General features: G+C 54.4%; 20 protein-coding genes. 3 read left to right on the top strand and 17 right to left on the bottom strand.

Annotated features, from left to right (window positions below; all coding sequences use genetic code 11):
* Position 1: 1 nt before the first annotated feature.
* From cyoE to HQL65_00245, 4 genes are all read right to left on the bottom strand, one after another.
* Positions 2–868, bottom strand: coding sequence for a protoheme IX farnesyltransferase (gene cyoE, locus HQL65_00260; protein ID MBF0134650.1), 867 nt, complete (start codon positions 866–868; stop codon positions 2–4).
* A 76-nt stretch (positions 869–944) separates the two neighbouring features.
* On the bottom strand, positions 945–2,675 hold the full coding sequence (locus HQL65_00255; protein MBF0134649.1) for a cbb3-type cytochrome c oxidase subunit I: 1,731 nt from the start codon (positions 2,673–2,675) through the stop codon (positions 945–947).
* Between the two features lie 23 nt (positions 2,676–2,698).
* A complete protein-coding gene (locus tag HQL65_00250; protein ID MBF0134648.1) occupies positions 2,699–3,238 on the bottom strand; it encodes a cytochrome C oxidase subunit II in 540 nt (179 codons plus the stop codon).
* Between the two features lie 22 nt (positions 3,239–3,260).
* Positions 3,261–3,428, bottom strand: coding sequence for a hypothetical protein (locus tag HQL65_00245; GenBank protein MBF0134647.1), 168 nt, complete (start codon positions 3,426–3,428; stop codon positions 3,261–3,263).
* Between the two features lie 423 nt (positions 3,429–3,851).
* On the opposite strand from HQL65_00245, the gene HQL65_00240 reads away from it, so the two are divergent.
* The gene (locus tag HQL65_00240; protein MBF0134646.1) at positions 3,852–4,121 is read left to right on the top strand and encodes a hypothetical protein; all 270 of its coding nucleotides are present in this window, start codon (positions 3,852–3,854) and stop codon (positions 4,119–4,121) included.
* A 75-nt stretch (positions 4,122–4,196) separates the two neighbouring features.
* Here the strand turns inward: HQL65_00240 and HQL65_00235 are convergent, their stop codons facing one another.
* Entirely contained in the window at positions 4,197–4,484 is a 288-nt protein-coding gene (locus HQL65_00235; GenBank protein MBF0134645.1) for a hypothetical protein, read from the bottom strand.
* 622 nt (positions 4,485–5,106) lie between these two features.
* Here HQL65_00235 and HQL65_00230 point away from each other — a divergent pair.
* A complete protein-coding gene (locus HQL65_00230; GenBank protein ID MBF0134644.1) occupies positions 5,107–6,789 on the top strand; it encodes a hypothetical protein in 1,683 nt (560 codons plus the stop codon).
* 158 nt (positions 6,790–6,947) lie between these two features.
* On the opposite strand, the gene HQL65_00225 is transcribed toward HQL65_00230, so the two are convergent.
* From HQL65_00225 to HQL65_00190, 8 genes are all read right to left on the bottom strand, one after another.
* Positions 6,948–7,343 carry a type II toxin-antitoxin system VapC family toxin gene (locus HQL65_00225; GenBank protein MBF0134643.1) on the bottom strand — a complete coding sequence of 132 codons (396 nt, stop codon included), beginning with the start codon at positions 7,341–7,343 and terminating at the stop codon, positions 6,948–6,950.
* Positions 7,340–7,675 carry a DUF2281 domain-containing protein gene (locus HQL65_00220; GenBank protein ID MBF0134642.1) on the bottom strand — a complete coding sequence of 112 codons (336 nt, stop codon included), beginning with the start codon at positions 7,673–7,675 and terminating at the stop codon, positions 7,340–7,342. Before HQL65_00220 ends, HQL65_00225 begins: the two co-directional genes overlap by 4 nt.
* Positions 7,676–7,815: 140 nt before the next feature.
* Positions 7,816–9,039, bottom strand: coding sequence for an ABC transporter permease (locus HQL65_00215; GenBank protein MBF0134641.1), 1,224 nt, complete (start codon positions 9,037–9,039; stop codon positions 7,816–7,818).
* Between the two features lie 164 nt (positions 9,040–9,203).
* The gene (locus HQL65_00210) at positions 9,204–9,662 is read right to left on the bottom strand and encodes a type II toxin-antitoxin system VapC family toxin (protein ID MBF0134640.1); all 459 of its coding nucleotides are present in this window, start codon (positions 9,660–9,662) and stop codon (positions 9,204–9,206) included.
* On the bottom strand, positions 9,643–9,870 hold the full coding sequence (locus HQL65_00205; protein ID MBF0134639.1) for a DUF2281 domain-containing protein: 228 nt from the start codon (positions 9,868–9,870) through the stop codon (positions 9,643–9,645). The genes HQL65_00210 and HQL65_00205 overlap by 20 nt, the downstream gene beginning before the upstream one ends.
* Positions 9,871–9,993: 123 nt before the next feature.
* A complete protein-coding gene (locus HQL65_00200) occupies positions 9,994–10,701 on the bottom strand; it encodes an ABC transporter ATP-binding protein (GenBank protein ID MBF0134638.1) in 708 nt (235 codons plus the stop codon).
* 2 nt (positions 10,702–10,703) lie between these two features.
* Entirely contained in the window at positions 10,704–11,984 is a 1,281-nt protein-coding gene (locus tag HQL65_00195; protein MBF0134637.1) for an efflux RND transporter periplasmic adaptor subunit, read from the bottom strand.
* Between the two features lies 1 nt (position 11,985).
* Positions 11,986–13,401, bottom strand: coding sequence for a TolC family protein (locus tag HQL65_00190; GenBank protein ID MBF0134636.1), 1,416 nt, complete (start codon positions 13,399–13,401; stop codon positions 11,986–11,988).
* 234 nt (positions 13,402–13,635) lie between these two features.
* Between HQL65_00190 and HQL65_00185 the strand changes: the two genes are divergently transcribed.
* A complete protein-coding gene (locus HQL65_00185; protein ID MBF0134635.1) occupies positions 13,636–14,535 on the top strand; it encodes an AEC family transporter in 900 nt (299 codons plus the stop codon).
* A 470-nt stretch (positions 14,536–15,005) separates the two neighbouring features.
* On the opposite strand, the gene HQL65_00180 is transcribed toward HQL65_00185, so the two are convergent.
* From HQL65_00180 to HQL65_00165, 4 genes are read right to left on the bottom strand one after another with little or no spacing between them, the layout of a single operon-like run.
* On the bottom strand, positions 15,006–16,145 hold the full coding sequence (locus tag HQL65_00180) for a SpoIIE family protein phosphatase (protein ID MBF0134634.1): 1,140 nt from the start codon (positions 16,143–16,145) through the stop codon (positions 15,006–15,008).
* On the bottom strand, positions 16,135–20,079 hold the full coding sequence (locus HQL65_00175; GenBank protein ID MBF0134633.1) for a response regulator: 3,945 nt from the start codon (positions 20,077–20,079) through the stop codon (positions 16,135–16,137). Before HQL65_00175 ends, HQL65_00180 begins: the two co-directional genes overlap by 11 nt.
* Positions 20,080–20,139: 60 nt before the next feature.
* A complete protein-coding gene (locus HQL65_00170; GenBank protein ID MBF0134632.1) occupies positions 20,140–21,855 on the bottom strand; it encodes a type II/IV secretion system protein in 1,716 nt (571 codons plus the stop codon).
* Positions 21,852–23,330 (bottom strand): tetratricopeptide repeat protein, encoded by a 1,479-nt coding sequence (locus HQL65_00165; GenBank protein ID MBF0134631.1) that lies wholly within the window; start codon positions 23,328–23,330, stop codon positions 21,852–21,854. Before HQL65_00165 ends, HQL65_00170 begins: the two co-directional genes overlap by 4 nt.
* Between the last annotated feature and the right edge of the window lie 126 nt (positions 23,331–23,456).

Raw genomic sequence — 23,456 nt, 5'->3', positions numbered from 1 at the left:
TTCAACCCCGCAGCCAGGGATCCAGGCAAGCACCACCCAGAAAGAGGGCCAACTGCTGGAGGGATGCGAGAAAATTGGCCTTGGCAGCCAGGGGCACGGGGTTGCGGACCAAGAGAATGCTGCGGTACAGGAACAGGGTACCCCCCAACAGGACACCGGCGAGATAAACCCAGCCGAGACCATGGAAAAAGGGCATGATCGAGGCCATGACCAGGAGAACGGTATGACCCAGGATGACCCGGGACGATACGACATTGCCGACCACGACCGGCAGCATGGGGACACCGGCGGCGGCATAGTCGGCACGGAGGGTGATGGCCAGACTCCAGAAATGGGGCGGCGTCCAGAGGAACAGCACCACGGCCAGCCACAGGGAGAGGGGACCGAGGTCTGGATTGACGGCTGCGGACCCGGCGAGAATGGAAAAGCTGCCAGCCAAGCCACCGATGACGATATTCATCCAGGTGCGGCGCTTCAGCCAGAAGGTATAGACGCCACCATAAAAAAAGGCTCCCAGAAAGACGAACAGACCTGCCGTGACGTTGATGGCGAGCATGACGGCCACACAGGGGAGGAGCATCATGCTGCCGAAGAGCGGCAGCCACCAGGGTGAGCGGGGCAGGGTTCCGGCGACGAAGGGGCGGTTGCGGGTCCGCGCCATGCGTGAGTCAAGGTCCCAATCGAAATAATGATTGAATCCCCCCGCTGCGGAGGCGGAGAGCAGCACGGCCATGGTCAGCACCAGCACCTGCATGGTGGAGAGAGCGGAACCAGGGGTGACGGCCAAGCCTGTCAGGGCAGTCAGGACGATGGCCACGCCGATGCGTAATTTGAACAGGGTCAATACATGTTTGATTCTGGCGACCATTGTAAGCTTCTTCCCGGGCAAGGGTCGTGTGGGAAAATCGGGGATGGGCGGAAATGCCCATCCCCGGTTGTGGATATCAGCTCATATGCCAGAGGGATGAGAGATATTTGGCATTGATGAAGAAGTAGACCACGAATGTGGCCAGGAAGACCAGGGCCAGTGCGAAGGTGCCTGGTGCGGCATGAGGTTCGCTGCCGTGGCTTTCGACCGGGGTCATGGCCAGACGATCCGGTTGATCCACCTTGTAGGCCGGGGCGGCCATCGGGAAGCCAAAGCTGGAGAACAGGGAGGCATTGTCGTCCAGGCGTTTGCCGAAGACCAGGGAACCGACAGCGATGAGGCAGTAGGCAGCACCACCCAGGGCGGCCAGGATGCCACCGACACCGGCCATGCCGAGCATGGTGATGGCGGTTCCGGCGAACTGGAATTTCATGACAGCGTCGGAGAAACTCACGTCCCAATGCCGACGGGGTACACCCAGGGTACCGGCACCCAACATGAAGAGGATGAGCATGAGCATGCCACCGGCAAACAGATAGGGCTGAATTTTTGCCAGTTTGGGCAGGATCAGTTCCCGGCGGAAAAGGACCGGGATCAGGAAGTAGGTGATGGCCATGAAGGTCAGGGTGGTGCCGACGGCCACGGTGGCGTGGAAGTGACCGGGAACGAAAATGGTGTTGTGAATGATCAGGTTGATCTGTTCGGTACCCATGACGACGCCGGTGATGCCGCCGATGAAGCCGAAGATGATCATGGCGAGGAACATGCCGGAAAATACCGGATTGTCCCAGGGGGCCTTGCGGAGCCATTCGAAGAGGCCGTTGGTGAATCCCTTTTTGCGTTGGGCCACTTCGATGGAGCCGGGGACGGTCAGACCATGGACCATGCTGGCCAGGACCGCGAGGTACATGGCATAGCTCGTGTTGAACACTTTCCAACTGGTGCTGAGGCCTGGATCCACGAGCAGGTGGTGGGCCGAAGCGAGTTGCAGGAACAGGATGTAGAGCAGGAAGGCACCGCGGCTGACCTTCTCCGACATGGGTTTGGCACCAAAGACGATGGCAGCGATGGCGTACCAGATGGCCACCTGCGCCGAAACGTTGATCTGTTGGGAAGAGTGGCCAAGGCCCCACCAGATGGTCCGGTAGACCAGGGGATCGATTTCGGCGATGTAGCCCATGGACCAGAGCAGGGTGGGGATCAGGATGATGGCACCCATGACGATGGTCAGAATGGCAATGATGCAGGCGGTCAGTGCGCCGAAGGTCACCAGGGGGATGGAACCTTCATAGGTTTTTTCCCGTTTGGCGATCACCAGGGTTCCCAGGAACAGGAAGCATCCGACCAGGGCACCCACGGCGAACAGGATCAGGCCAAGGTAGAAAATGGGTTCCGCCGGCATGGGTACATAGCTTGTGAACATGACGGAGGAGTTGCCCCGGAAAAAGGAGAGCGTCGTCGTCACGGAACCGGCGAGCATCAGGATGAATCCGAGCCAACCCAATTGGGGCATTGCCGGTCGCACCCGCAACAGGGTGCTGGAGGCAAAATAAAGAACCGCGATTTCAAAGAAGATGATCCAGAAGATCAGAATATCCGTACCGTGGATACTCAGGGCCATGTAAAACGCTTCGGCTGAGAGAAGATGGACACTGGGCATGCGGGTCAACATGACCAACAGTCCGAAAATGCCACCGATCAGAAAAAAGACCACGGCCATGACGGCGTGGGCTTTCATGAGGGATTCGGCACTCCGATGAAAGTACAATCCCGATGAGGGACATTGTCTGAATGAGTTACCTGCCATGCTGCATTCCTCCTGTTTACTTTTCAATCTTTTACGTAGATCTTGCCAAGCATGGCATGATGACCGATCCCGCAGAATTCATTGCAAACAACGCCGAATTCCCCTGTCTGCGTGGGTGTCAGGGTGATCACGGTTTCGTAGCCAGGCAGGATTTGCAGATTCATGTTGACCGGTTGCAGGGAAAACCCATGCTGCCAATCCAGGGACGAAATGTGCAGACGATAGCTCTGGCCTTTTTTCAGTTCCAGGATGGGATTCCAGGCCCATTTGCTGGCGGCCAGGTAGACATTGCTGCCCGGGGGGGGGGCAACGACGGGCATCTGGCCGTTGACCTCCTTGCGAACCGTGTACTTGCTGATCATCTCGTTCGTCTTTTTCTCAAAGGCGGCCGGGGTCGTCTTGTACGATTCGGAGGAGAGGTTTTGTTTGCCAAAGACATGCCAGTAGGGCATCCACAGGAACAGCACGAGACACCAGACCAGGGCCAGGCCAATCCAGGCGGCCTCGATCTTGTCGATGGGCTGATTCCACCAGATTTTCTGTGAGGGAGGGGTGATCGACATCGTGGTTTTCTCCCGTTTCGTTCTACTGAGCCAGAGGGATGGTGATGGCCTCAATGAGGCCCCAGATCAAGTAAAAGACACCGGGTACGACAAGCCCCAAAGCCAAAAGCTGGAACGGATTGTCCAGCAGCTTTTGCATGAAGGGAATCTCCTCCCCCCCCGCATCAGCATGATTTCCTTGCTGCGCCATTTTTTTCTCCTTTGATTTAATTGAACAATGAACTGGTACCATCAGTCCGGAACCTGCGCCGGGGTGACATTGAAGTGGCGATCCTACATGGCAACGATAATCTTGGAAAGAAGAACCTGATCAGGTATTTGACCTGGATCAAGTCGCGTGATTTTTTTATCCGGGATGGGCCTCTCGTCCGGTATCCCGGCCAGCGTCTCTCTACCATGCCGGACCAGTTTGACAGATTTTTGCCATAATGAAATGGATTGATGGCTATGTGCTTGACCTGGATCAACGGGAGTGCATTTTTTTTCTTCATCCTGTCCCACCCTTGCCGATCCGCTACTGACAGGTCATGAACGCTAATTGCAAATCGGTAATTTTTTCTGTAACATGCAACACGACAAGCCCCGTGCATCCGGGAATCACAGGAGACTGCAAATGAAAAAATATGTCTTTTTGACTGCGTTGGTGATGTTTTGGACGGTCGCGGGTGTCACACAAAGTGCCGCTGAAACGGGAGGTCCCCAGGGCAATCCTGACGCTGGCCGGAGAGATGGCCATAAACTCCAGGAAAAATTCCCGGAACACAAGGCCAAGGTTCTCAAGAATATCGCTGAACGACTCGCAAGACTTCAGCATGTGCAGAGTTGTGTGCAGGCCGCCGCAGATCACAAGGCGCTCAAGGCGTGCAGACAGCAGGAAAAATAATCGCCCGTGTCCCGATCATCCGTTCAGTTCACTCTTTGTCCTTGATACGGAAAACATCTTCCAGGGTATCGGCTTTCAGCACATGAAGGCTCCACTTTTCCGGGGTGGAGCGTCTTGCCTTGAGGATTTTGTTTCGAGTTTCATCGGATAGAATACCGAATTTGTTTTCCAACTTTTTTCGCCCCTTTTCTCGCTTTCTTGTTGTGTTTTCAGGAAGATTTCCCGCAAAACATCATTTTCCATGACATCGAAGGTGATGGCCATTTCGTTTGCCTCCTTGATGACCACGAGTTCCAATTTGCGCAGTTCGGCGATGATGACCAGTCTGGTCAGGGCATCGGCTCTGGCTTTGGGTGGCACCAAGCACCACACATCCTCAGGTTACCAGAAGATGGCGTTGGTGTCATTCATTTTGCATCAGGTACGGAATCGTTCGCCCATGCCTTAAAATTTGTTCATGTCTCAGGATGGAGTCTTTTTTTGATAAAATTCTTTCTGATTATATTGTGTGGATGTGATCTAAAAAAATTTAGATTGATAAAATTTTGTAAGTAAATATGTAAAAAATAGGTGATATCATGAAAGTTATGGAGGAGAACTGTAATAAAAAATTGCATTTCGCTAAAATTAAAAAATATTAATAATAAAAATAGCTTGACCATGTGATCGATTGTCGCTATCGTGATATCGGCTCTCAAGAGAGCCTGTCATGCATCAGAGTGAACAGGGGTGTGTCGGGGATTTCTTATCGCACGCTGTCAGTAAAATAAAGATCCATCAGGAGTGCCTGAGTGGTGTAGTTAAGCGTCGGTGATGGGTTTATTTATTGGTTGATCGCATTATTTATGCAATGTGGTGTTGTTTTATCGTCTATTTGAATTGATCGAGTGCCATATCTCCGACTGTCTACAATTTTGTTGATACCGCGAAGACCACTGATCTGGATTCACTGGCATCCTTTGTCATCAAAACAGCAGTTGCCAACTTGGCCAAGGATGCTGCTTTCACGTCCGCAACCTCCCTGAATCTGGTCAACCCGGCTGGTATTACAGCACTGGCCGGGGATACGATTGTCCGGGCCACACAAAACGTTGCCAGACTGGTCAGCACGGCAGGAACCGATTTTGTCACAGGGTCTACCCTGGATAGCATCGTGGTCAGCTTGCAAGATCAGGATATGCATCTTCTGATTGGTGCCCAGGAGCGCATGGATGTCGTGGCCGACCGGTTGCGTGATCCTCTGTTCAGGGCCATAATCATCGATGACAACTTCAGAAGTGGCACAGCAAGAGCCTTGAACAGCACTATCGAGGCCAAAATCAGAGCCGTTGGTGCCGAATTGGCTTATGTGCAAACAGTGCTGAAGGACAATCGCGGAAAACTGGAAGACAAAAATGTTGTCACCGGCGTCATGAAAGCTGTAACAGGTGCCCTCATGCAAGTTGCCACTGTGGCTGAAGACTCCAGATTCGACAAAACTAAACCTGACCCTGCCAAGGTCGAAATTCCAACCGCAACGAATATTTCCAAAAAAATGGTCCAGTTCGTGGTTAATTCGCAGGAGATATTCTACGGTCCAACCGTGTCTGCGGACCAGACCTACATGCTGACGACCTTCATGATGACAGGTATGCAGGATAGAATGAAAGAAGCAATGGCGGATACCACCAAAAATGCCGCATCTGCTTTCAAAATCACCGATGACATGATCGCCAGTGTGCTTTCCTTCATCCTCAGTGAAATCCAATCCAATGCTTGGATGAAAAATGTCTTCGATTCCACGAAATTGAGCAACATGAGTGTTTTGGTGCAAAAGGGAATCTTGGATCAGCTCGCCGGGGATGTCGCCAGGTTGAATGCCTTGCTTGCAAGCAATCCAGATGTTGCAAAAAATATTCAAAGTGTCACCGGGAAAGATGTGTCATCTTCTACATTGGTCGAGGGAGCTGCCAAAGCCCCGGAAACCATTTCCACCGTTTCCGGCAAAAGTGGTTTCATGTTGGTGAACAATGCCGTTACTGTCAACGGTATTACCACTCCGGTCACTTCCAATGGCAGTTTTACCATTTCCTCTTTCGTTCCAAGTGCATCCGTATGGGGTGGTGTTGATACGCTTTCATTTGTGGCTAAAGCAGAAGGGGAACCCCTTGGAGGCGTTTCGACCAGAAGTGTCAAGCTTGGCTTCAAAGTGACACCAGTTGATGTCAATGGTGTGGCCAGCACGACAAATAAATTGCGCATGAGCATGTTGATCGATAGTGTTGATCTGATTATCCACGGAGACTCTTTGCTAACTGCGAATGTTCCTGCCGACGCCAAACTAAGCTATACTTTTAAAAACGAGACAGGGTCTGAATTTACAGCTTCCCTGGTCAACTCGAAGATAGATGCCATCACCATCAGTAGTGATCATGTGCGCTCGACCGGTGCTACCATCACTTTGAATGGCAACAACCTTATCAATCCAATAGTCAACAATGTGACTGCCCAAAGTTCGTATATGAAGAATTTCCCCATGTTATCAAAGGGCAGGTTTGTTGTCACAACTTTCATAGAGGGTGTGAACCTCATGGATAAAGACGCAAACTACTTCGATGTGGGAGCCTTGTCGGTCAATAACGTTTCGCTGACTGGCAGCAAATTGACTGGCACCTTGATAATTCAGTGACAGTCGAAACTGACCAAACTGGAACATGCAGCCGATACGGATGCCTTGAAGCGCGAACTGGAAGAGACTCGCAAACGCCTTGCCGAAGAAAAGGCAGCCGCAGAACAGGTGGCACCCTCTTTTTGAAGATGGCTTTGACAGACGACGTGTGGCCAGCTTTACATGAGTACGTCAACGAAGGGATCCATTACCCGCAATCCAACGATGGCACCAAAATCTCCCACGTTGCGGGTCAACACGGGCAAAGTGAATACCATGGCCGTGGCGGCGATGATGGCATCAGGAAGTTTCAACCGGCGGTATTTCTGGCGCAAAACAATGGTTTGTTCCAGAATGGATTCGCTCAGACCGATCTCGGTCATGCTATCCAGCAGGTGACGAGCTGCTTCTATTTTTCCCGGTGGGGATGGGTATCCCAGCACTTCAATGCGCGTGATGACCGAATAAGCCGCTGCTCCACCATGCATCCCCCTCAGCACCAAGCGTTCACCTTCCGGTGGTAATTGCTTGTTGAGAAAATAAATCAATGGGTTGGTATCGAACAAAATATTCATGAGGTACACTTGTTGTTATCACCCCAATCAATCCGACGTCGCTCTTGGATCAGAGCATCGGTCTCTTCCAGGGTTCGAGGTCCCCATGCGCCTTGGGCGGCTTGAAAAATCCGCTTGATCTCCTCCTCGCTCATTGGCTTGGGAGGACGAATCATTGTGCCAGCCGACGCATTCCGATGGACTCCTGTCCCTTCTCCCGATTTTCCAGACACACTTCCAGTCCCGGTTTGTACAAGGTATCTCTCTGAAAGGAATTCAACGAAATCATATACTTCTGCCTGTTTTTCATGTGGCAGTGACCGTAATTTTTCCATCAATTCAGTTTCACCCATGACCGTTCTCCCCATGGTTGGCTTGAACCCACCGATACCACCATCGTTTTACTCGGCCTGACAGTTCCACATTCGATCATATATATCTCCATGAATTCAACAAGGGCCTGGAAAACGAAGCCTTCGATCAGTTTATCCAATCAGTTCGAGTACCGCAACGCTTCGATTGGTTTCAGACGTGCCCCTTTATTGGCGGGATAAAACCCGAAAAAGACTCCGACGCCGGCGGCCACCAGGAAGGCCATTACGGTGGAATCCATTGTGAAAATGACGGATGTTTCAAAGAGATGATTGATCAGGAGTCCACTGCCGATTCCGAGCAGGACCCCGATCAGGCAGCCGCCGATGGAAATGATGACCGCTTCCAGGAGAAATTGCAGGAGTATGGCGCGGCGGCGGGCACCGATGGCCATGCGAATGCCGATTTCACGGGTCCGTTCGGTGACCGAAACGAGCATGATGTTCATGATGCCGATCCCGCCCACCAGCAGGGATATGGAAGCAATGGAACCGAGCATCATGGTCATGATCCGGGCGGTATCGGCGGCGGTTTTGGTCACGGAAGTCAGATTGAGGACGGAAAAATCATTATCCACGCCCTCTTGCAGACGGTGGCGTTGCCGCAAGAGCTGGGTGATGGCCTGTTCGGCGCTGGCCATGAGTTCAGGCCCCATGACCTGGGCAATGATGAAACGTACCGAGCCGGGAATTGACACCCCGAAAAGCTGCGACTGGGCCGTGGTGAGGGGAATCAGAATGGAGTCATCCTGGTCACGTCCTTCCAGGCTTTGGCCCTTGGCGGTCAACACGCCGATGATCAGATAGGGACTGTGGCGGATGCGCAGCATCTTGCCAACCGGATCTTCGTCCAAAAATAAATTTTTGACCACGGTCTGGCCAATGACCGCCACCCGGGTGGCCGAACGTAGATCGGTATCGGTGAAAATAAAGCCGGATGCCAAAGGCCAATCCCTGACCACGAGATAATCCGGGGTGGTGCCATACACCGTTGTACTCCAATTGTTGGCACCATACACAATCTGGGCACTGCCAGGATATGTGGGGGCGACGGCAGAGATGGCGGGCAATTCGGCAATGGCTTTGGCATCTTCATGTTTGAGGGTGGGTGCGGCTCCCCCCCCCATGCGCATGCCACCGGAGGTGGATGACCCGGACAGAATGACGAACAGATTGCTGCCCATGGAGGCGATGGACTGCGCAACCTGGGAACGCATCCCTTCACCGATGGCCATCATCAGGATCACGGCCCCGACACCGATCATGATGCCCAGCATGGTCAGAAAGGTGCGCATCCGATTGGCCCCCATGGCCAACCACGCTTCCCCAACAATGGAACCGATCATGACATGTTCTCACCTTTGCCATTGATTATATAAACGATTTCAGTTTTCCTTGCGGATGATGCGAGTGTCCTTGATTTTGAATTGATGAATCACTGAATGGATGTCACTGGAGATGTGGAACACGGCCATGAACCGGATATCCCAGGGGTTGCCGGGCATGGTGGTCAAGACGATGTTTCCGGTGTGATCAGACGGATGTGAGTCTTGAAACGGCGAAAATCGGCCAGATTATAGGTGGCCAGGGTGGGAATGCCATAAGCCAACATGGTAGCGACTATGTTGGCATCGTGGATCTGTTTACCGCCGACGGGAATTTCTGCAACCAGTCTCAGCAGTCGGTTTCCAGTCTCTTCCGTTTCGTCGAAGACATTCCACGTCTGACGAAACGTAGTGACAAGAGAAATGATTTCATCCATGGGGATCCGTGGGGTGAAGGATTGCGAACGAGACAGCACGGCCATGAACTCACGCAGTACCTGTCGATTGATCCCCATTCGCATACCCGCATCTTCCTGAAGTTGCAGGAAGGCCACACACTCTGCATGTCGTGGCGAGCTGGCCACGCTGGCGTGAACAAGGATATTCGTGTCGAGAAACAGGGTATCAGCGTCCATCGTCGCCATACATGGCTTCTCGACTTAAATCAATCGTGTTGTCCCAGGAACTGACGTGAACAGGTTTCAGCCATTCCAACACAGGACGACGTTTCTCCTGAATGGATGATCGACGATTCATCGTGGTTTCCAAATAGCCAATAAAGTCCAGAACCTCTGCCGCTTTGTCCTCGGGCAACTGTTGGGCACGTTGATAGATTTCTTCAGCCAGGGCCATGGGGAGTCTCCTCTTTCATGATCGGATTGCCTATTTTCGCCTCAATCCGCTTCCCGGATCAAGACGGGAATGTTGCGGAAAAAATGTGGGGCAGGTGCGCGTGTTGATCCAGGACATCTTTGCTCAGACGCTGTTATTCACGGTCGCATCGTCGGCCAGACGACCATCGACAAACCGCACCAGGCGGCGGGCATGACGGGCAATGTCCGCTTCATGGGTGACCAGCACGATTGTGATGCCTTCCTCCCGGTTGAGCCGGATGAAAAGATCCATGATTTCCTGACTGGTGTGACTGTCGAGGTTGCCGGTGGGTTCGTCGGCCAGGATCAGGCCGGGATGATTGATCAAGGCGCGGGCAATGGCGACGCGCTGCTGTTGGCCGCCGGATATCTGACTGGGCAAATGGGCACCATACTTTTCCAGGCCCACTCTGGCGAGCATCTCGCGGGCCTGCGTCTGACGAACGGATTTTTTGACGCCGGCATAGAGGAGGGGCAGGGCGACATTGTGCAGAAGATCGGCCCGGGAAATCAGATTGAACCCTTGAAAAACAAAGCCGATCATGCGATTGCGCAAGTCGGCCAACTGGTCGGAGTTGAGGTTTTGCACATCGGCCCCGGCCAGATGGTATTGGCCCCGGGTGGGCACATCCAGGCATCCGAGCAGATTCATGAAAGTGGATTTGCCGGAACCCGAGGGGCCCATGATGGCGACAAACTCGCCCGCCGCAATATCCAGATCGACGCCATCCAGGGCCAATACCGGTCCTGCCGCCGTGACATAATCCTTGCCCAACCCGCGAATATGGATGAGGGGCCGTGGGGTATCCACCGTCAAAACATCCTCATGCGCATGCCCCCATGCGGCGGCATGGATTTCTTTTCATCCTGACCAGAACGTGCCTCTTCGACAACGACCAGATCACCTTCCTGAAGTTTGCCTGAAGTCATCTCGGTTTGGCGATTGTCGGTGATGCCGATCCCGATCCGTACCGGTTCGAGGGCGTTGTTCAGCAGTTGGTGGACAGTACCCGATCCGGATTCGCCCTGGGGTCCAGATTTTGTGTGTGCCGATCCGTCGATTCGGGTTCCTGCACCGGGTTCGCCCGGGGTTCCCTGTTTTCTGGGTGCCGATCCATCCGGTTTGCCCGTGTTTTTCGTGGCTGGCCGGAAACGCAGGGCAGAGTTGGGTATCAGCAACACATTGTCGCGTTGTGCTACCACGATGCGCACATAGGCTGTCATGCCGGGCATCAGAATCAATTCCGGATTTTCCACGGCAATGACGACATCGTAAGTTACCACATTCTGTTGAATGAGCGGGGTCAGGCGAATCCGTTGCACCGTGCCCTGAAACGAGCGGTTGGGGAAGGCATCCACCGTGAACCGCGCCTCCTGGTCCACCCGAATCTGGCCGATATCGGCTTCGGCAAAATTGGCGTCGATCTGCATTTTGCTGAGGTTCTGGGCGATGCGAAACAGGGTTGGAGTCTGAAAATTGGCTGCCACGGTCTGCCCGACATCCACCTGCCGGTCCACCACCACGCCGGACACCGGGGAACGAATGATTGTATAGGCCAGGTTGGTCCGGTCCTTGTCATTTTGTGCCTGGGCCAAAGCCAGTTGGGCCTGGGCCGATTTGACGGCCTGGGTGGCCTGGTCCCACTCCTGCCGCGAAACAAATTCCTTCTGGAACAGGGTCCGCATGCGGGCCGCATTGGCCTTGGCCAAATCCAGGGATGCCCGGGCACTCGCCATGTTGGCCTCGCTTTGCCGGACCTGCGCCTTGGACAGCGCCGGATCCAGTTCCACCAGAATCTGGTCTTTTTCAACCCGGGAGTTGTAATCGACATGCAGTTTTTGCACGGTGCCGGAGACCTGGGTTCCGACATTGACCAGAACCACCGGATTCAGGGTGCCATTGGCCGTCACCGTCCGGGCCAGATGGCCGCGGCTGATGGGCAGGGTTTTGTAGCGGGTTTCCAGGGGGGGGACAAACCACTCCTGCACGATGGAATAACCGGGTACATCAAACCGGTATTGCCAGCCGGCATAGCCGGCTGTGCCGAGCAGAATGGATAAAAGGAGCCAGACGATGAATTTTTTCCAGGACATGTCAGTTGCCATCCAAACGGCCTACTGCCTGGGCCAGGGTGATCCGGGCCAGGTGCCAGTTGTAAAAAGCCTGGATGTGTTGCCGCCGGGCATCTGCCAGGGTGCTTTGGGCGGTCAAAAGATCCAGAATGGTACCCACACCGGCTTCATAGCGGCCACGCGCCACCCGCTCGGATTGGCGGGCACTGGCTGCCAAATCGACAGAAGTGCGCAACGCCTGGGTCTCGGTCAACAATTGCTGATACCCCTTCCAGACATCGAGGCCCACCTGATGCCGGGTCTGCTCTTCCTGGATGCGCCGGGCCGTTTCCTGTTCCCGGGCGGCGCGGAGGCGATAGGTGGTTTTGTAACCATCGAACAGGGGATAGGAAAGTTTAACCCCGACCACCCCTTCCTGAGCCGCATTGTTTTTGGTATCCCGGGATCCATCCAGGGTGGTGGTCAAGGTGATGGTGGGCAATCCGGCCACCTCGGCGGCCTTGACTTCGGCCCGGGCGGCTGCCACCTGGGCCGCCGCTGCCTTCAGTTCCGGACGCTGTTTCTGTGCCTCGGTCAGCAAGTCCGACAGCTCGGCAACATGGTGGAGCAGGGGATCCAATTCCCCGACGGGATAGGGTGCCAGCGTCACATCGGCATCCACATTCTCGCCCAGGCTTTCCGCCAGTACACCACGGGCCACCCGCAAATCCCCTTCGGCACGGATGCGATTGAGCGTGGCCTGGGAATGGGCCGTGCGTGCCTGCCATTCGTCGGCGGGCGTTCCCACTCCAGCCGACCGCCGGGTGCCTGCCGCATCCAGACTGGTTGCGGCGGCGGCTTCGGCCTCCCGGGTTGCCGTCACGGTGGCCTCGGCAATAAAATATTGAAAATAAGCCCGGGCAGCAGCCAGATAGACCCGCCAAACCGCCGTGGCATGATCGGCATTGAGGGCGGTCAGCAGGGCACGGGCACTTGCCAGATTGGCCTCCCGGGCACCAAAATCATACAACAACCAACTCAGAGTCAGGGAAGCGTCCGCCGTCGTGTTTTGCTGGTTGCGGGTGAGAGAATCGCTGGATGTGGCCGTCTGACGATGGGTCAGCGCCGGGGTTCCCGTGAGGGTGGGCAACAACGCCCCCTGACTGACCCCCACCTGGGCCGCCTGCACCCGGGCATTGACCCAGGCCTGGCGGGTCTGGGGATGCCGGCACAAGGCATGTTCCATCACCGCAGAAAACACCAGGGACCGCAACGGTTGAAGGTCGTTTTGCGTGGCACAGGGGGTACCCGTGGCGGGCAGAAGGGTCCCGGCTGGCGAAAGCGACACCATCCCCTCGGTGGCCAGGGGATCCTCCTCGCCACCCCAGGCCAACACCGCCGGCATCCAGAATAAACAGGAACCCAGCATGATCCACAGCAAAAATGCAAAGATTTGCATCACTTTTCCAGAATCGTCAAAATCGTCGTACAAACGCATTATTTCAGGTATTTCAGTTATTTCAAGCATTTCAGGTATTTCAGGTATTTCAGGTATTATCCATGCAGCAGGCTTGATCATGCCCCGCAAATTGTAAACAGAGTGTTTCCGGCCAGTGGGAAATTGTAACAAATTATTTCGTTGGCCAAAAAATCAAGGATTCCAAGTGAATTCTGGGGAGAGGGTAAACCGGAGATGGAAAATTTTTTGATGATTGTTTTGGCGCTTCTTTTGGGGATGGCCTTGCAGCGACTGGGGGTGATGCCTCCTGATGGTGCCCTGGTGTTGAACCGGTTTGTCATTCATGTGTCCCTGCCGGCTCTGGTCCTGACCCGCGTGCCGCAGATTGTATTTTCCAGAGATCTTTGGGCACCTCTCCTGACTCCGTGGATCCTGCTCGTCATCTCGGCGGCAAGTATCCTGTTCCTGGTCAGAATTTTCTCCTGGTCCCGCCCTGTGGCGGGGGTTTTGTTGCTTGTGGTGCCTTTGGGAAACACCTCTTTTTTGGGGATTCCCATGGTGCAGGCTTTTTTTGGACCATCCGGGGTGGCGACGGCCCTGCTGTACGACCAGATTGGTACGTTTTCGGCGTTGGCCACCTACGGCACCTTCATTATGGCCATTTATGGTGATGCTTCACAACCCACGCCCGGTTCCATTCTGAAAAAAATCGTGACCTTCCCGCCCTTCATGGCCCTGTTGGCGGCGTTGGCGGTGCGCTCCGGCACCATCCCGCCGCCGCTGGAACATGTCCTGGAAACCCTGGCCAATACCTTGGTTCCGGTGGTCATGGTCGCTGTCGGCATGCAATTCCGGCTGTTGTTACCCAGAACCATGCTGCTGCCCCTGACCATGGCCCTGGGTTTCAAACTCCTGGTTTCCCCCCTTCTGGCCATGGCTCTCTGCCATCTGGCGGGCTGGTCGGGATTGACTGCCCAGATCACGATATTCGAATCTGCCATGCCGCCCATGATCACTGCCGGGGCACTGGCCATCGCCGCCAACCTGGCCCCGGAACTGGCCGCCGCAGCCGTTGGCCTGGGAATCCTGCTTTCATTCGCGACGCTGCCCCTGGTCTATTCCTGGATCGCCTGAGCGGCTCATTCAGAGGCTGTCTAATACCTTGTTGATTTCAATAAAAACGAATGAAAAACTGGGATGGGGGTCCAGGAGGAAGGGCCGTGCCCTTCCTCCTGGCGGGGTTTGGGGCGGAGCCCCAACAAAGTCTTCCATGTCAAATCCTTTTAATGAAGGGGTTCTGAATGGTTACGTTAATTTCAATAAAAACGAATGAAAAACTGGGATGGAGGTCCAGGAGGAAGGGCTGTGCCCTTCCTCTTGGCGGGGTTTGGGGCGGAGCCCCAATAAAATCTTTCTTTCCAATTTTTTTTATCCGAGGGTTTATGGACAACCTCTCAGAGGCATATTCCAACAAGTCCAGCTTCCTGCCGGGTTTGGTGAGTTGATTTTTTTGTTCCTGCCGGGTCGTCAGGGAGAAATCTTCGCCAGGGTGATCTCATCCTCATGCTGATTTGTGGCGTGGAATGTTTTTTCCTGCTTGACCATCATCTTGCAATCTCCACCAGGGTAATATCATCCTCGTGTTGATTCGTGGCGCAGAATGCCTTGAGCAGTTCGAAAAGGGTTTCCAGGGGAGATCCCTGGGCCACTTGCCGGGTCAGGAACTCTTCCAGGCGGTGGATGCCGAACACCTCGTTGTTTTTGGTGCGGGCTTCGACGATGCCATCCGTGAACAGGTAGATTTTGTCTTTCGGTTCCAGCGTCACGGATGTGGACTGAGTGATGGGTTGGACCATTGCGCTGATGCCCAAAGGGGGAAATTGCGAGGGAATTTCCTGAACCTTTGTCTGACCCCGGATGACCAGACACGGATGCATTCCGGCATTCAGAATGGTGGCCTGTTGCCGGGTTGTTTCCAGCTCCACGAGACAGGCGGCAAAGAAAACGCCCAAGGGAAGGCGGGTTTGTAACTGGTTGTTGATTACACGAAACAGATTCACCCCCCGCTCCCCTTGTGCAACCAGGGTCTGAAAAATATAAGAAACCAACGGACCGCCGATGGCTGCCGGCAAACCATGCCCGGTAAAATCACCCAGCAGGATCAATTGCCTGCCATCAGGGGCAAAAACCGACAGAAGGATGTCTCCAGCGGTCTGTTCCACCGGAGAAAACAGATAACGCAGATGGCGATCATCCAAATAGTCCACTGACCGCATACGGGAAATGATGCTTTCAATCAGATCTCGTTCCATTTTGAGCGATTCGTTCTGGACCTCGATGGTACGTTTGGCTTCGCGCAAAGCCAGGTGGCTTTTGACCCGGGCCAATACAATCGGAAGAGAAAACGGTTTGGTGATGTAATCCACTGCACCCAACTCCAACCCCTGGAGTTCATCCGCTTCCTGGGCTTTTCCTGTCACGAAGATGACCGGAATATCCCGGGTGCGGGGATCGTTTTTCAGTTGCCGACAAACAGCATAACCATCCATCTCCGGCATCATGACATCCAACAGAATCAAATCCGGAAGTGGATCGACGTTGGCAGCCCGCAGGGCGGACCTGCCGTTGACTGCTGGTCGAACATCATACTCCCGACTCAACACCTTTCTCAGGATCGAGATATTTTCGGGTGCGTCGTCTACGACCAGGATGGTCTTGCGCTGTTGATCTGATTCAACCGTCATCTGTTTTCTCCAGTTGCACGCCGATCTGGACAGCCCATTGCTGCAAGGTTTCCAGACATCCTTCATAGTCGTAGTCATCCAATTTTTGTTTCAAGATGCGCATTTGTTCGCGGTCACTGTTTCTTTTCGCGAATTTACCCATTTCCTCGATCACTGTTTCGGCTTTGGAGTTGTAATTTTTCAACAGTTTTGCGGCTTGTCTGAACAGGGGGACCAGCGCGGTGATGTTGCCTGATTTGTCATGATCGGGAGTGGAGGTATCCACAACCACCGGCTTGGGCACAGCGGCATCAATGGTTTGCAATACCTCTTCCAGTTCCAAGGCAGCCTTGTTTAACAGGTCTTGGAGTTGATCGTCATTTATTTCTTTTTTTGCCTTAATTTCAATTTGTTGAGCTATTCCACTCAAGTTGGTGGCACCGATGGTGGCGGATACACCTTTGAGCGTGTGAGCGGTACGTTCCAGTGTGGACCACTCCCTGGCCACCAACAGTTCGGCCATGGTGTGGCTGGTGTTTCCCTGGGTGCGCACAAATGTGGAGAGGATATTCAGGTACAAATCCACGTCACCACCCATGTTGCTCAGGGCGGAGCGGGTATCCAAGCCGGGCAATGGCGGGAGGTTATCCGGTAATTGGGGGGTGATTTCGTCTGAGGGTTTTGCCGCTGACAGCGTATCGTCCAGTGGAATCCATTTGGCCAATACATCATGGAGGGAACGGGGATCGATGGGCTTGGAAATGTAGTCGTTCATGCCTGCTGCAAGACAGATTTCCCGATCTCCCATCAAGGCGTTGGCCGTCATGGCGATGATGGGTGTATCCTGGAGGTGTTCCTTTTGCCGGATCTGTCGGGTTGCCTCGTAGCCATCCATGATGGGCATTTGTATATCCATGAGTATGGCATCAAACGAGCCGTCAAGTGCCATGTCTACCGCTTCCATACCGTTGTTGGCAATGGTGACCTGAAGGCCGGTCTGGTTCAGGATGCCCTGCGCCACTTCCTGGTTGATCTCATTGTCTTCTACCAGCAGCACCTTTTTGCCAATCATCTGCCTGGGATGGTTTCCGATGCGCATGCGGGGTGCAATCTCTCCTCCCAGGGCATGGGAGATTGTTTCGACCAGGGTCGAAGTGGTCACCGGTTTCATGAGAAAACAGGGGACCCCCTCTTGTGCCGTGAGGGTCATCAGATCCTCCCGGCCATAGGCCGTGACGAGGATCATGATCGGAGCGTCATGTTTCATCTGGTCACGAATGCGACGGATGGCTTCCAAACCATCCATGTTGGGCATTTGCCAATCCATGAGAACCACATCGAAAGGAGAGGCTTTCGCGGCTGCCTGAATAACGCTTGCCACGGCTTGCTGGCCATCTGCCGCCTCTTCGACCTGACACTGGAAGGGGACCAGCAGGTCACGACAGACGCGGCGCGCCACAGGATGGTCATCGGCCACCAGAATATGCAGCCCGACCAACCGGCTGGGCATCACCTGGGGTTCGACAAGGGTTTCCATCCTGGCCAGGGGCAAGGTGAGTTGAAAACTGAAAACACTGCCTTTATCCGGTTCACTGGTCAACGACAACGTGCTTCCCATCTGCTCCACCAGGTGACGGCTGATGGCCAAACCAAGGCCGGTCCCGCCAAAGCGGCGCGTGGTCGAGGCATCCGCCTGGGTGAAGGCACTGAACAATTTTGCCATTTGTTCGGACGTCATGCCAATGCCCGTATCCTGCACCCGAAACAGTACCCGTGCTTCTTTCTCGGTGGCTTCGACAAGCTGAATGTCAAAACAGACCTCGCCATGGTCGGTAAATTTGATGGCATTACTGACCAGATTGAGCAAGACCTGTCCGAGACGCAGTGGATCACCCATCAACAAGTGGGGAATTCTGTGATCGACAGAAACGATCATTTCGAGAGATTTATCCTGGGTTTTGGAAGCCACCATGGCGGCCACCTGATCCGCAACCTTGTCCACGGAAAAAGGGACACTTTCCAATGTCATTTTGCCTGCTTCAATCTTGGAAAAATCAAGAATATCGTTGATAATAGCCAATAAAGAACGGCTGGCCTCATCGATGCGGAACAGGTAGTGTTGTTGCCGGGATGTGAGGTTGGTTTGCAGGACCAGATGAGTCATTCCCATGATCGCATTGATGGGGGTGCGGATTTCATGACTCATGTTGGCCAGGAAGAGCGATTTGGTTTGGCTGGCGTTTTCCGCAGTCATTCTGGCAGAGGACAACACGGTCGTTTCCCGATGGAGTACCAGGTAATAGGCGAGCATCAACAAGCTGATCAGCAGCGTGATCACTATGCCCAGCATGCGATCGATCAGAGATGACGCATCGGGTTTCAGCATCAGGAGCGACCAGCCGTCCGGATTGATCATGATGCGCCCGACCTGGTAATGCTTGTTCAGCAGAGCGAGTCTGTCTCCATCCTGCAACTCCTTGTTGAACACAGGCGAGACCTTGGTCAATGACCCGAATTGCTTGGTTTTTTCCAAATTTTCCAATTTTTCCGGGAGAAGTGGCCACAAGGGCCTGGGGGTGAAATTGTCTCTGCTGGACAGCAGGGCAACTCCGTCGGCATTGAGCAGAAAAACATCACTGAAATGCTTGAATCCCAGCTCATCCGGATCCAGGGTTTTTTTGATCACGGCCACGCCATTGATCTCCTTTTGATCCAGAGAGTAGATGGGGGCGGAGGCATAATAGCCAGGCTCTCCGCTCACCACACCATAAGCGAAATAATTGCCGTTATTTCCTGCCAAGGCCTGCTGGAAGTAGGGGCGAAATTTGTAGTTTTTGCCGGCAAAGCTGTTGACGGTTTCCCGGTTGGATGCGGTCACAGCCAACCCATCGTTGTCCATGAGGTAGGCCACGCCACCTTTCACGGTGTCGGCAATTCGATCCACTGCCAGATTGGCTGATTTCAGTTGATCCGACGACAGGGTTTTTCCAGTGAAGAGAGAGCTGGTGATTCCGGCCAGGGCAATCACCCCCCCATTCACGGCGTAAATTTCACGGTTCAGGTAGTTGACCAGGGATTCCAGGCTGGTTTGCAACTCCCTGGAACGGTCTGTTTTATGAAGATTGCCCAATGTATTGGTCAAGGTCCAGCCACATCCGACCAGGAGTGCAAAACCCAGCATGAAAACAGCGAAGTAAAGTTTGTTTTTTTGGAAAAGTGGGGATGCTTCCGGACGGTCGGTTTCCATCCTCCAGATGGACAGCGTCAGCAACCCTGCCAGCAAGGCTCGGACCAGTTGGATCGGAAAACCTGTGGCTTGCAGAAACGATTCAGAGTTCAAATGGATCGACAACCAGAAGTCACCGGGGGGGGGCACCAAACCCTTGGCAAGGCCGTATCCTGCCATGGCACACGCACCGATCCGCAACCAGCGACGTTGTTGCAGATCAGCCTGAGAAAATCCCCGCCATAACAGCCATGCGGCTGCCATGCAGGCCGGCAAGACCAATCCATATCGGACCACTCCCTGGAATGTATCCATTCCCCAGGACCAGACTCCTGCGCCCACCAGGATCAAAGGCACCATGGAAAACCCTGGGATATAAGAATATTTTCTATTGAAAGCAATGCCTTTCAGAACAAATTCCATCAGAAAAAGAAACGAGAATATCAATAAAAAAATGCGACTGGCATGAAAAACAGGGGTATCTCCCAGGTCCATGGCAGCCAGTTCCGACCACTCCAGCAAACCGTGGATCAAGGCAAATCGTCCCAGGAACAGCCAGGACAGGGGTGTCTTATCCTCTCTGGGCAAGGTATGACAGACCATGCCCAGAATTATCAAGCTGAGACCGTAGACAAAATAGATGAAATCCATCTGTTCCATGAAGAAAGCTTCCCTCAAGGGAAACAAAGTGAGAGTACCACCGGAAATTTTGGAACTTGTGTAGATCATGGCATTTTCCGAGTAAACAGGGTGCGGCAAGGCTGCAACCAGACAATTCAAGATTTGTCTTCATTTTTCCAGGCGTTTGGAAAGGTCCAGAACGCGGGTAACCTCTTCCAGGCTGGTGCTGCCATTCAGGATCCGGCGGACACCGTCGTCGGCCATGAATTGGACCCCTTTTTGGCGGGCCAGTTGGAGGATGCCGGTTTTGGGAGCGCCCCGTTCGATGACGGCATCGAAATCTTCGTCCATGCGCAGGACTTCCATGACGGTCATGCGTCCCCGGTAGCCGAAGTTGTGGCACTTGGAACACCCCACCGCCGAGTATAATGTGCAGTCGGCGTCGGGGAGGATGCCCAGGATGCGGCGTTCCAGGGGCGAAGGTTGGTAGGCTCGACGACACGCCTGACAGAGGCGACGAACCAGGCGTTGGCCAAGGATGCCAATGATGTTGCCCGAAAGAATTTCCGGGGTGACACCGATATCCATGAGACGGGGAAAAACACCCAGGGCAGAGTTGGTGTGGAGGGTACTGTAGACCTGGTGACCGGTCATGGCGGCACGCAGGGCCATCTGAGCGGTCTCCTTGTCCCGAATTTCACCGATGAGGATGATGTCTGGATCCTGGCGCAGCATGGAGCGGATACCACTGGCAAAATCAAGGTTTGCTCCAGGGTTGACGGCGGTTTGCCGCACCCGGTTCATGGGATATTCGACCGGATCTTCCAGGGTCATGATGTTGACCGACTCGGTATTGAGAAAATTCAGCATCGAGTAAAGGGTGGTGGTTTTACCGCTGCCGGTAGGACCGGTGACCAGAATCACCCCTTCCGGACGGGACATCATCAACTTGAGTGTGGTCAGGGTTTCCCGGGAGAGGCCCATATCCTCAAGCGGCATGATGCCCTTGTTGCGGTCGAGGACCCTTAAAACAATATTTTCTCCATGGGTGGTGGGCTGGGATGCCACTCGAAAGTCGATGGTGCGGGTGGCCACGTTGATGGAAAATCGGCCATCCTGGGGTGTACGGTTTTCGGCAATGTTCATCCCTCCCATGACCTTGACGCGCACCACCAGACCGGAAAGATAATCCCGGTGCAGGTTGCGCACGTCGGTCAGAACGCCGTCGATGCGATACCGGATCCGCACAAATCCCAGTTCCGGTTCAATATGGATATCCGAGGCGTCCTGATGCACGGCATCGGTCAACAACATGTCCACGAGACGGACCATGGGATGACTGAATTGACCGCTCTGCACGGATGAGAGGGTTTCCACATCGAGATCACCGGTTTCCAACTCCCGGATGATCCCGTCCAGGGATATTTGGACGCCATAATATTTCTGGATGGCTCGGGCGATTTCCCCTTCGCCTGACAGGACCGACCGGATCAACACTCCCGGCTGAATGTTGGCCTGAATCTTGTCCACTGCCGCCACGTCCTGGGTATCGGACATGGCCAGGGTCAGGGTGGACGACTCTTCGTTCCAGGCGACCGGCATGACCTGGTAACGTTCCACCAGTTTTTTGGGGACCATGGCCACGGTGGCGGCGTCTACATGGACCTCATCGAGATTGATGCTCTCCTGCCCCAGGGCCGAACCGAGCAGATCCCGCATGATCTTTTCCGGGACAAAACCCAGCTTGACGATGATGCGGCCCAGTTGCTCACCGGTCTTTTTTTGTTCCGTCAGGGCAATGGTGAGGTGATCGGGACTGATGGCCCCGCTGTCAATCAGGATTTCACCCAGGCGGCGGCGTTCTTTTTTGGGAGGGGTCGTCATGAATTTCCTTCCCCCTGTTCCAGCACGGCAATGCGGCGTTGAACGGAGGCCGGATCAAAACCTCCACTGCCCTGCTTGTGCATGGCTGCTGCTGATTTGCGATAATATTCCAAGGCGGCCCGCTTTTGTCCGAGCCGGTCCAGAGCGACGGCAAGGTTGAAAATAATATCGGGATTGTCAGGTTCCAATCGGTAGGCATTGAAAAATGCGCTTTGCGCACCGGGCCAGTTTTTTTGCTCCACATGAATGTTGCCCAAGGCAAAATGGAGATGGACAGCATCCGGTGCATCGCGCAAGAGCAGTTTGATTTGACTTTCGGCCTGGGTGGTATCGGCACTGCCGACCAGACTCAGTAGTCCGGAAATGGCCAGGGTGTCACGGGGATTTTCTTTCAGAATTCGACGATACAAATCCTTGGCCTGGTCGGGATCACTTCTGCGGATGGCAACAGAAGCCAAGCCTGCCAACGCAGCATGGTTGCGGGGGTCCTTCTTTAAAATGGACCGGTATTGCTCCTGGGCCAGCGACAGATTGCCAATCTGAAAAGCCAAACGTGCCGCACGCAAACGCTCAGTCACGATTTCCGCATGGGAAGTCTGGCTGGTGGCGGTTGATTTTCCTTTTTTTTCTGATTGCGGATCTGCCGGTTCCCCTCGACCGGGACCGGCACGGGGAAGGGCAGGGGTTTTTTGTTGCGGAAAGCCGGAAGAGGTGCCTTGCGAATCAACGAGGCCAGCCGAGGCGGATGTCGGAGTGGGATGCTGCAACGTCGAAATGCGACCCGGTGTCTGCTCAACGGCTGAAGCAGAGGCTGGGGCAGAGGCCGTGGAGGGGGCAGCCGGGCTTTGAGCCGTTTTGCGAGCGGCAGGGGCGTCCGTTCGTCTGACTTTTGAGTTGCTTGCAGGTTGCCTGGCTTCTTGATTCGTCGCTGCTGCCACTGGACCGGGAGCGGGGGAGGATTTTGCCTGGTGGGATGGCGGTTGCTGCGGCGTTGAAAAATTGGCAGGCGGATGGGTCGGCCCGTTGGCGGCTTGACTGGCAGGTGGCCGGGTTGGCCCGCTGGCGGCTTGACTGGCAGATGGCTGGGTTGGCCCGTTGGCGGCTTGACTGGCAGGTGGGTGGGTTGGCCCGTTGGCGGCTTGACCGGGAGGTTGATTATGGGTGGCCCGATTGCCAGGTGGCGGCACTGCTTGATTGGCAGATCGATTCTGGGTTGGCCGATTCGTGGAATTTTTCTGCACGGGGGGTGTTGGAGAAGGATCCCCTTGCAGAATGTCCTGGAAAAGCCATCCCATGACCATCATCCCGCTGATCAGAAACACGCCTGCCCCCACCTGCCAATGCCGCTTCTGCAACCGGATGAAACGTGGATTGCGCGTGACTTGCAGCAATTTTTTCTGCTCTTTCCGCATCTCATCCCTGTTATTCGTTTCCTGGTGGGTTGGGATGGCATGTTCATGCCCGGGCTGGGGCATGGAAAATGGAATAACCTCCACGGTCGGCATGGGGGTTTGTGCCAAGTCTACAGAATGATTTGTTTTATGATCCTTTGATTGTGATTTAACCGAATGAGAATCTACTGAGGCTGTTCGCTCCAGTGA

It is taken from the genome of Magnetococcales bacterium (assembly GCA_015228935.1).
In the GTDB taxonomy this organism is placed as follows: Bacteria; Pseudomonadota; Magnetococcia; order Magnetococcales; family DC0425bin3; genus HA3dbin3.
The sequence above is the reverse complement of the archived record's forward strand: the minus strand, read 5'-3'. Positions and strand labels throughout refer to the sequence as shown.

Excerpts from the sequence above, each read along its gene's own strand:
- cyoE (MBF0134650.1), bottom strand. The coding sequence starts at position 868 with ATGGTCGCCAGAATCAAACATGTATTGACCCTGTTCAAATTACGCATC.
- HQL65_00255 (MBF0134649.1), bottom strand. The coding sequence starts at position 2,675 with ATGGCAGGTAACTCATTCAGACAATGTCCCTCATCGGGATTGTACTTT.
- HQL65_00250 (MBF0134648.1), bottom strand. The coding sequence starts at position 3,238 with ATGTCGATCACCCCTCCCTCACAGAAAATCTGGTGGAATCAGCCCATC.
- HQL65_00245 (MBF0134647.1), bottom strand. The coding sequence starts at position 3,428 with ATGGCGCAGCAAGGAAATCATGCTGATGCGGGGGGGGAGGAGATTCCC.
- HQL65_00240 (MBF0134646.1), top strand. The coding sequence starts at position 3,852 with ATGAAAAAATATGTCTTTTTGACTGCGTTGGTGATGTTTTGGACGGTC.
- HQL65_00225 (MBF0134643.1), bottom strand. The coding sequence starts at position 7,343 with ATGAATATTTTGTTCGATACCAACCCATTGATTTATTTTCTCAACAAG.
- HQL65_00220 (MBF0134642.1), bottom strand. The coding sequence starts at position 7,675 with ATGGGTGAAACTGAATTGATGGAAAAATTACGGTCACTGCCACATGAA.
- HQL65_00215 (MBF0134641.1), bottom strand. The coding sequence starts at position 9,039 with ATGATCGGTTCCATTGTTGGGGAAGCGTGGTTGGCCATGGGGGCCAAT.
- HQL65_00210 (MBF0134640.1), bottom strand. The coding sequence starts at position 9,662 with ATGGCGACGATGGACGCTGATACCCTGTTTCTCGACACGAATATCCTT.
- HQL65_00205 (MBF0134639.1), bottom strand. The coding sequence starts at position 9,870 with ATGGCCCTGGCTGAAGAAATCTATCAACGTGCCCAACAGTTGCCCGAG.
- HQL65_00195 (MBF0134637.1), bottom strand. The coding sequence starts at position 11,984 with ATGTCCTGGAAAAAATTCATCGTCTGGCTCCTTTTATCCATTCTGCTC.
- HQL65_00190 (MBF0134636.1), bottom strand. The coding sequence starts at position 13,401 with ATGCAAATCTTTGCATTTTTGCTGTGGATCATGCTGGGTTCCTGTTTA.
- HQL65_00185 (MBF0134635.1), top strand. The coding sequence starts at position 13,636 with ATGGAAAATTTTTTGATGATTGTTTTGGCGCTTCTTTTGGGGATGGCC.
- HQL65_00180 (MBF0134634.1), bottom strand. The coding sequence starts at position 16,145 with ATGACGGTTGAATCAGATCAACAGCGCAAGACCATCCTGGTCGTAGAC.
- HQL65_00175 (MBF0134633.1), bottom strand. The coding sequence starts at position 20,079 with ATGATCTACACAAGTTCCAAAATTTCCGGTGGTACTCTCACTTTGTTT.
- HQL65_00170 (MBF0134632.1), bottom strand. The coding sequence starts at position 21,855 with ATGACGACCCCTCCCAAAAAAGAACGCCGCCGCCTGGGTGAAATCCTG.
- HQL65_00165 (MBF0134631.1), bottom strand. The coding sequence starts at position 23,330 with ATGCCCCAGCCCGGGCATGAACATGCCATCCCAACCCACCAGGAAACG.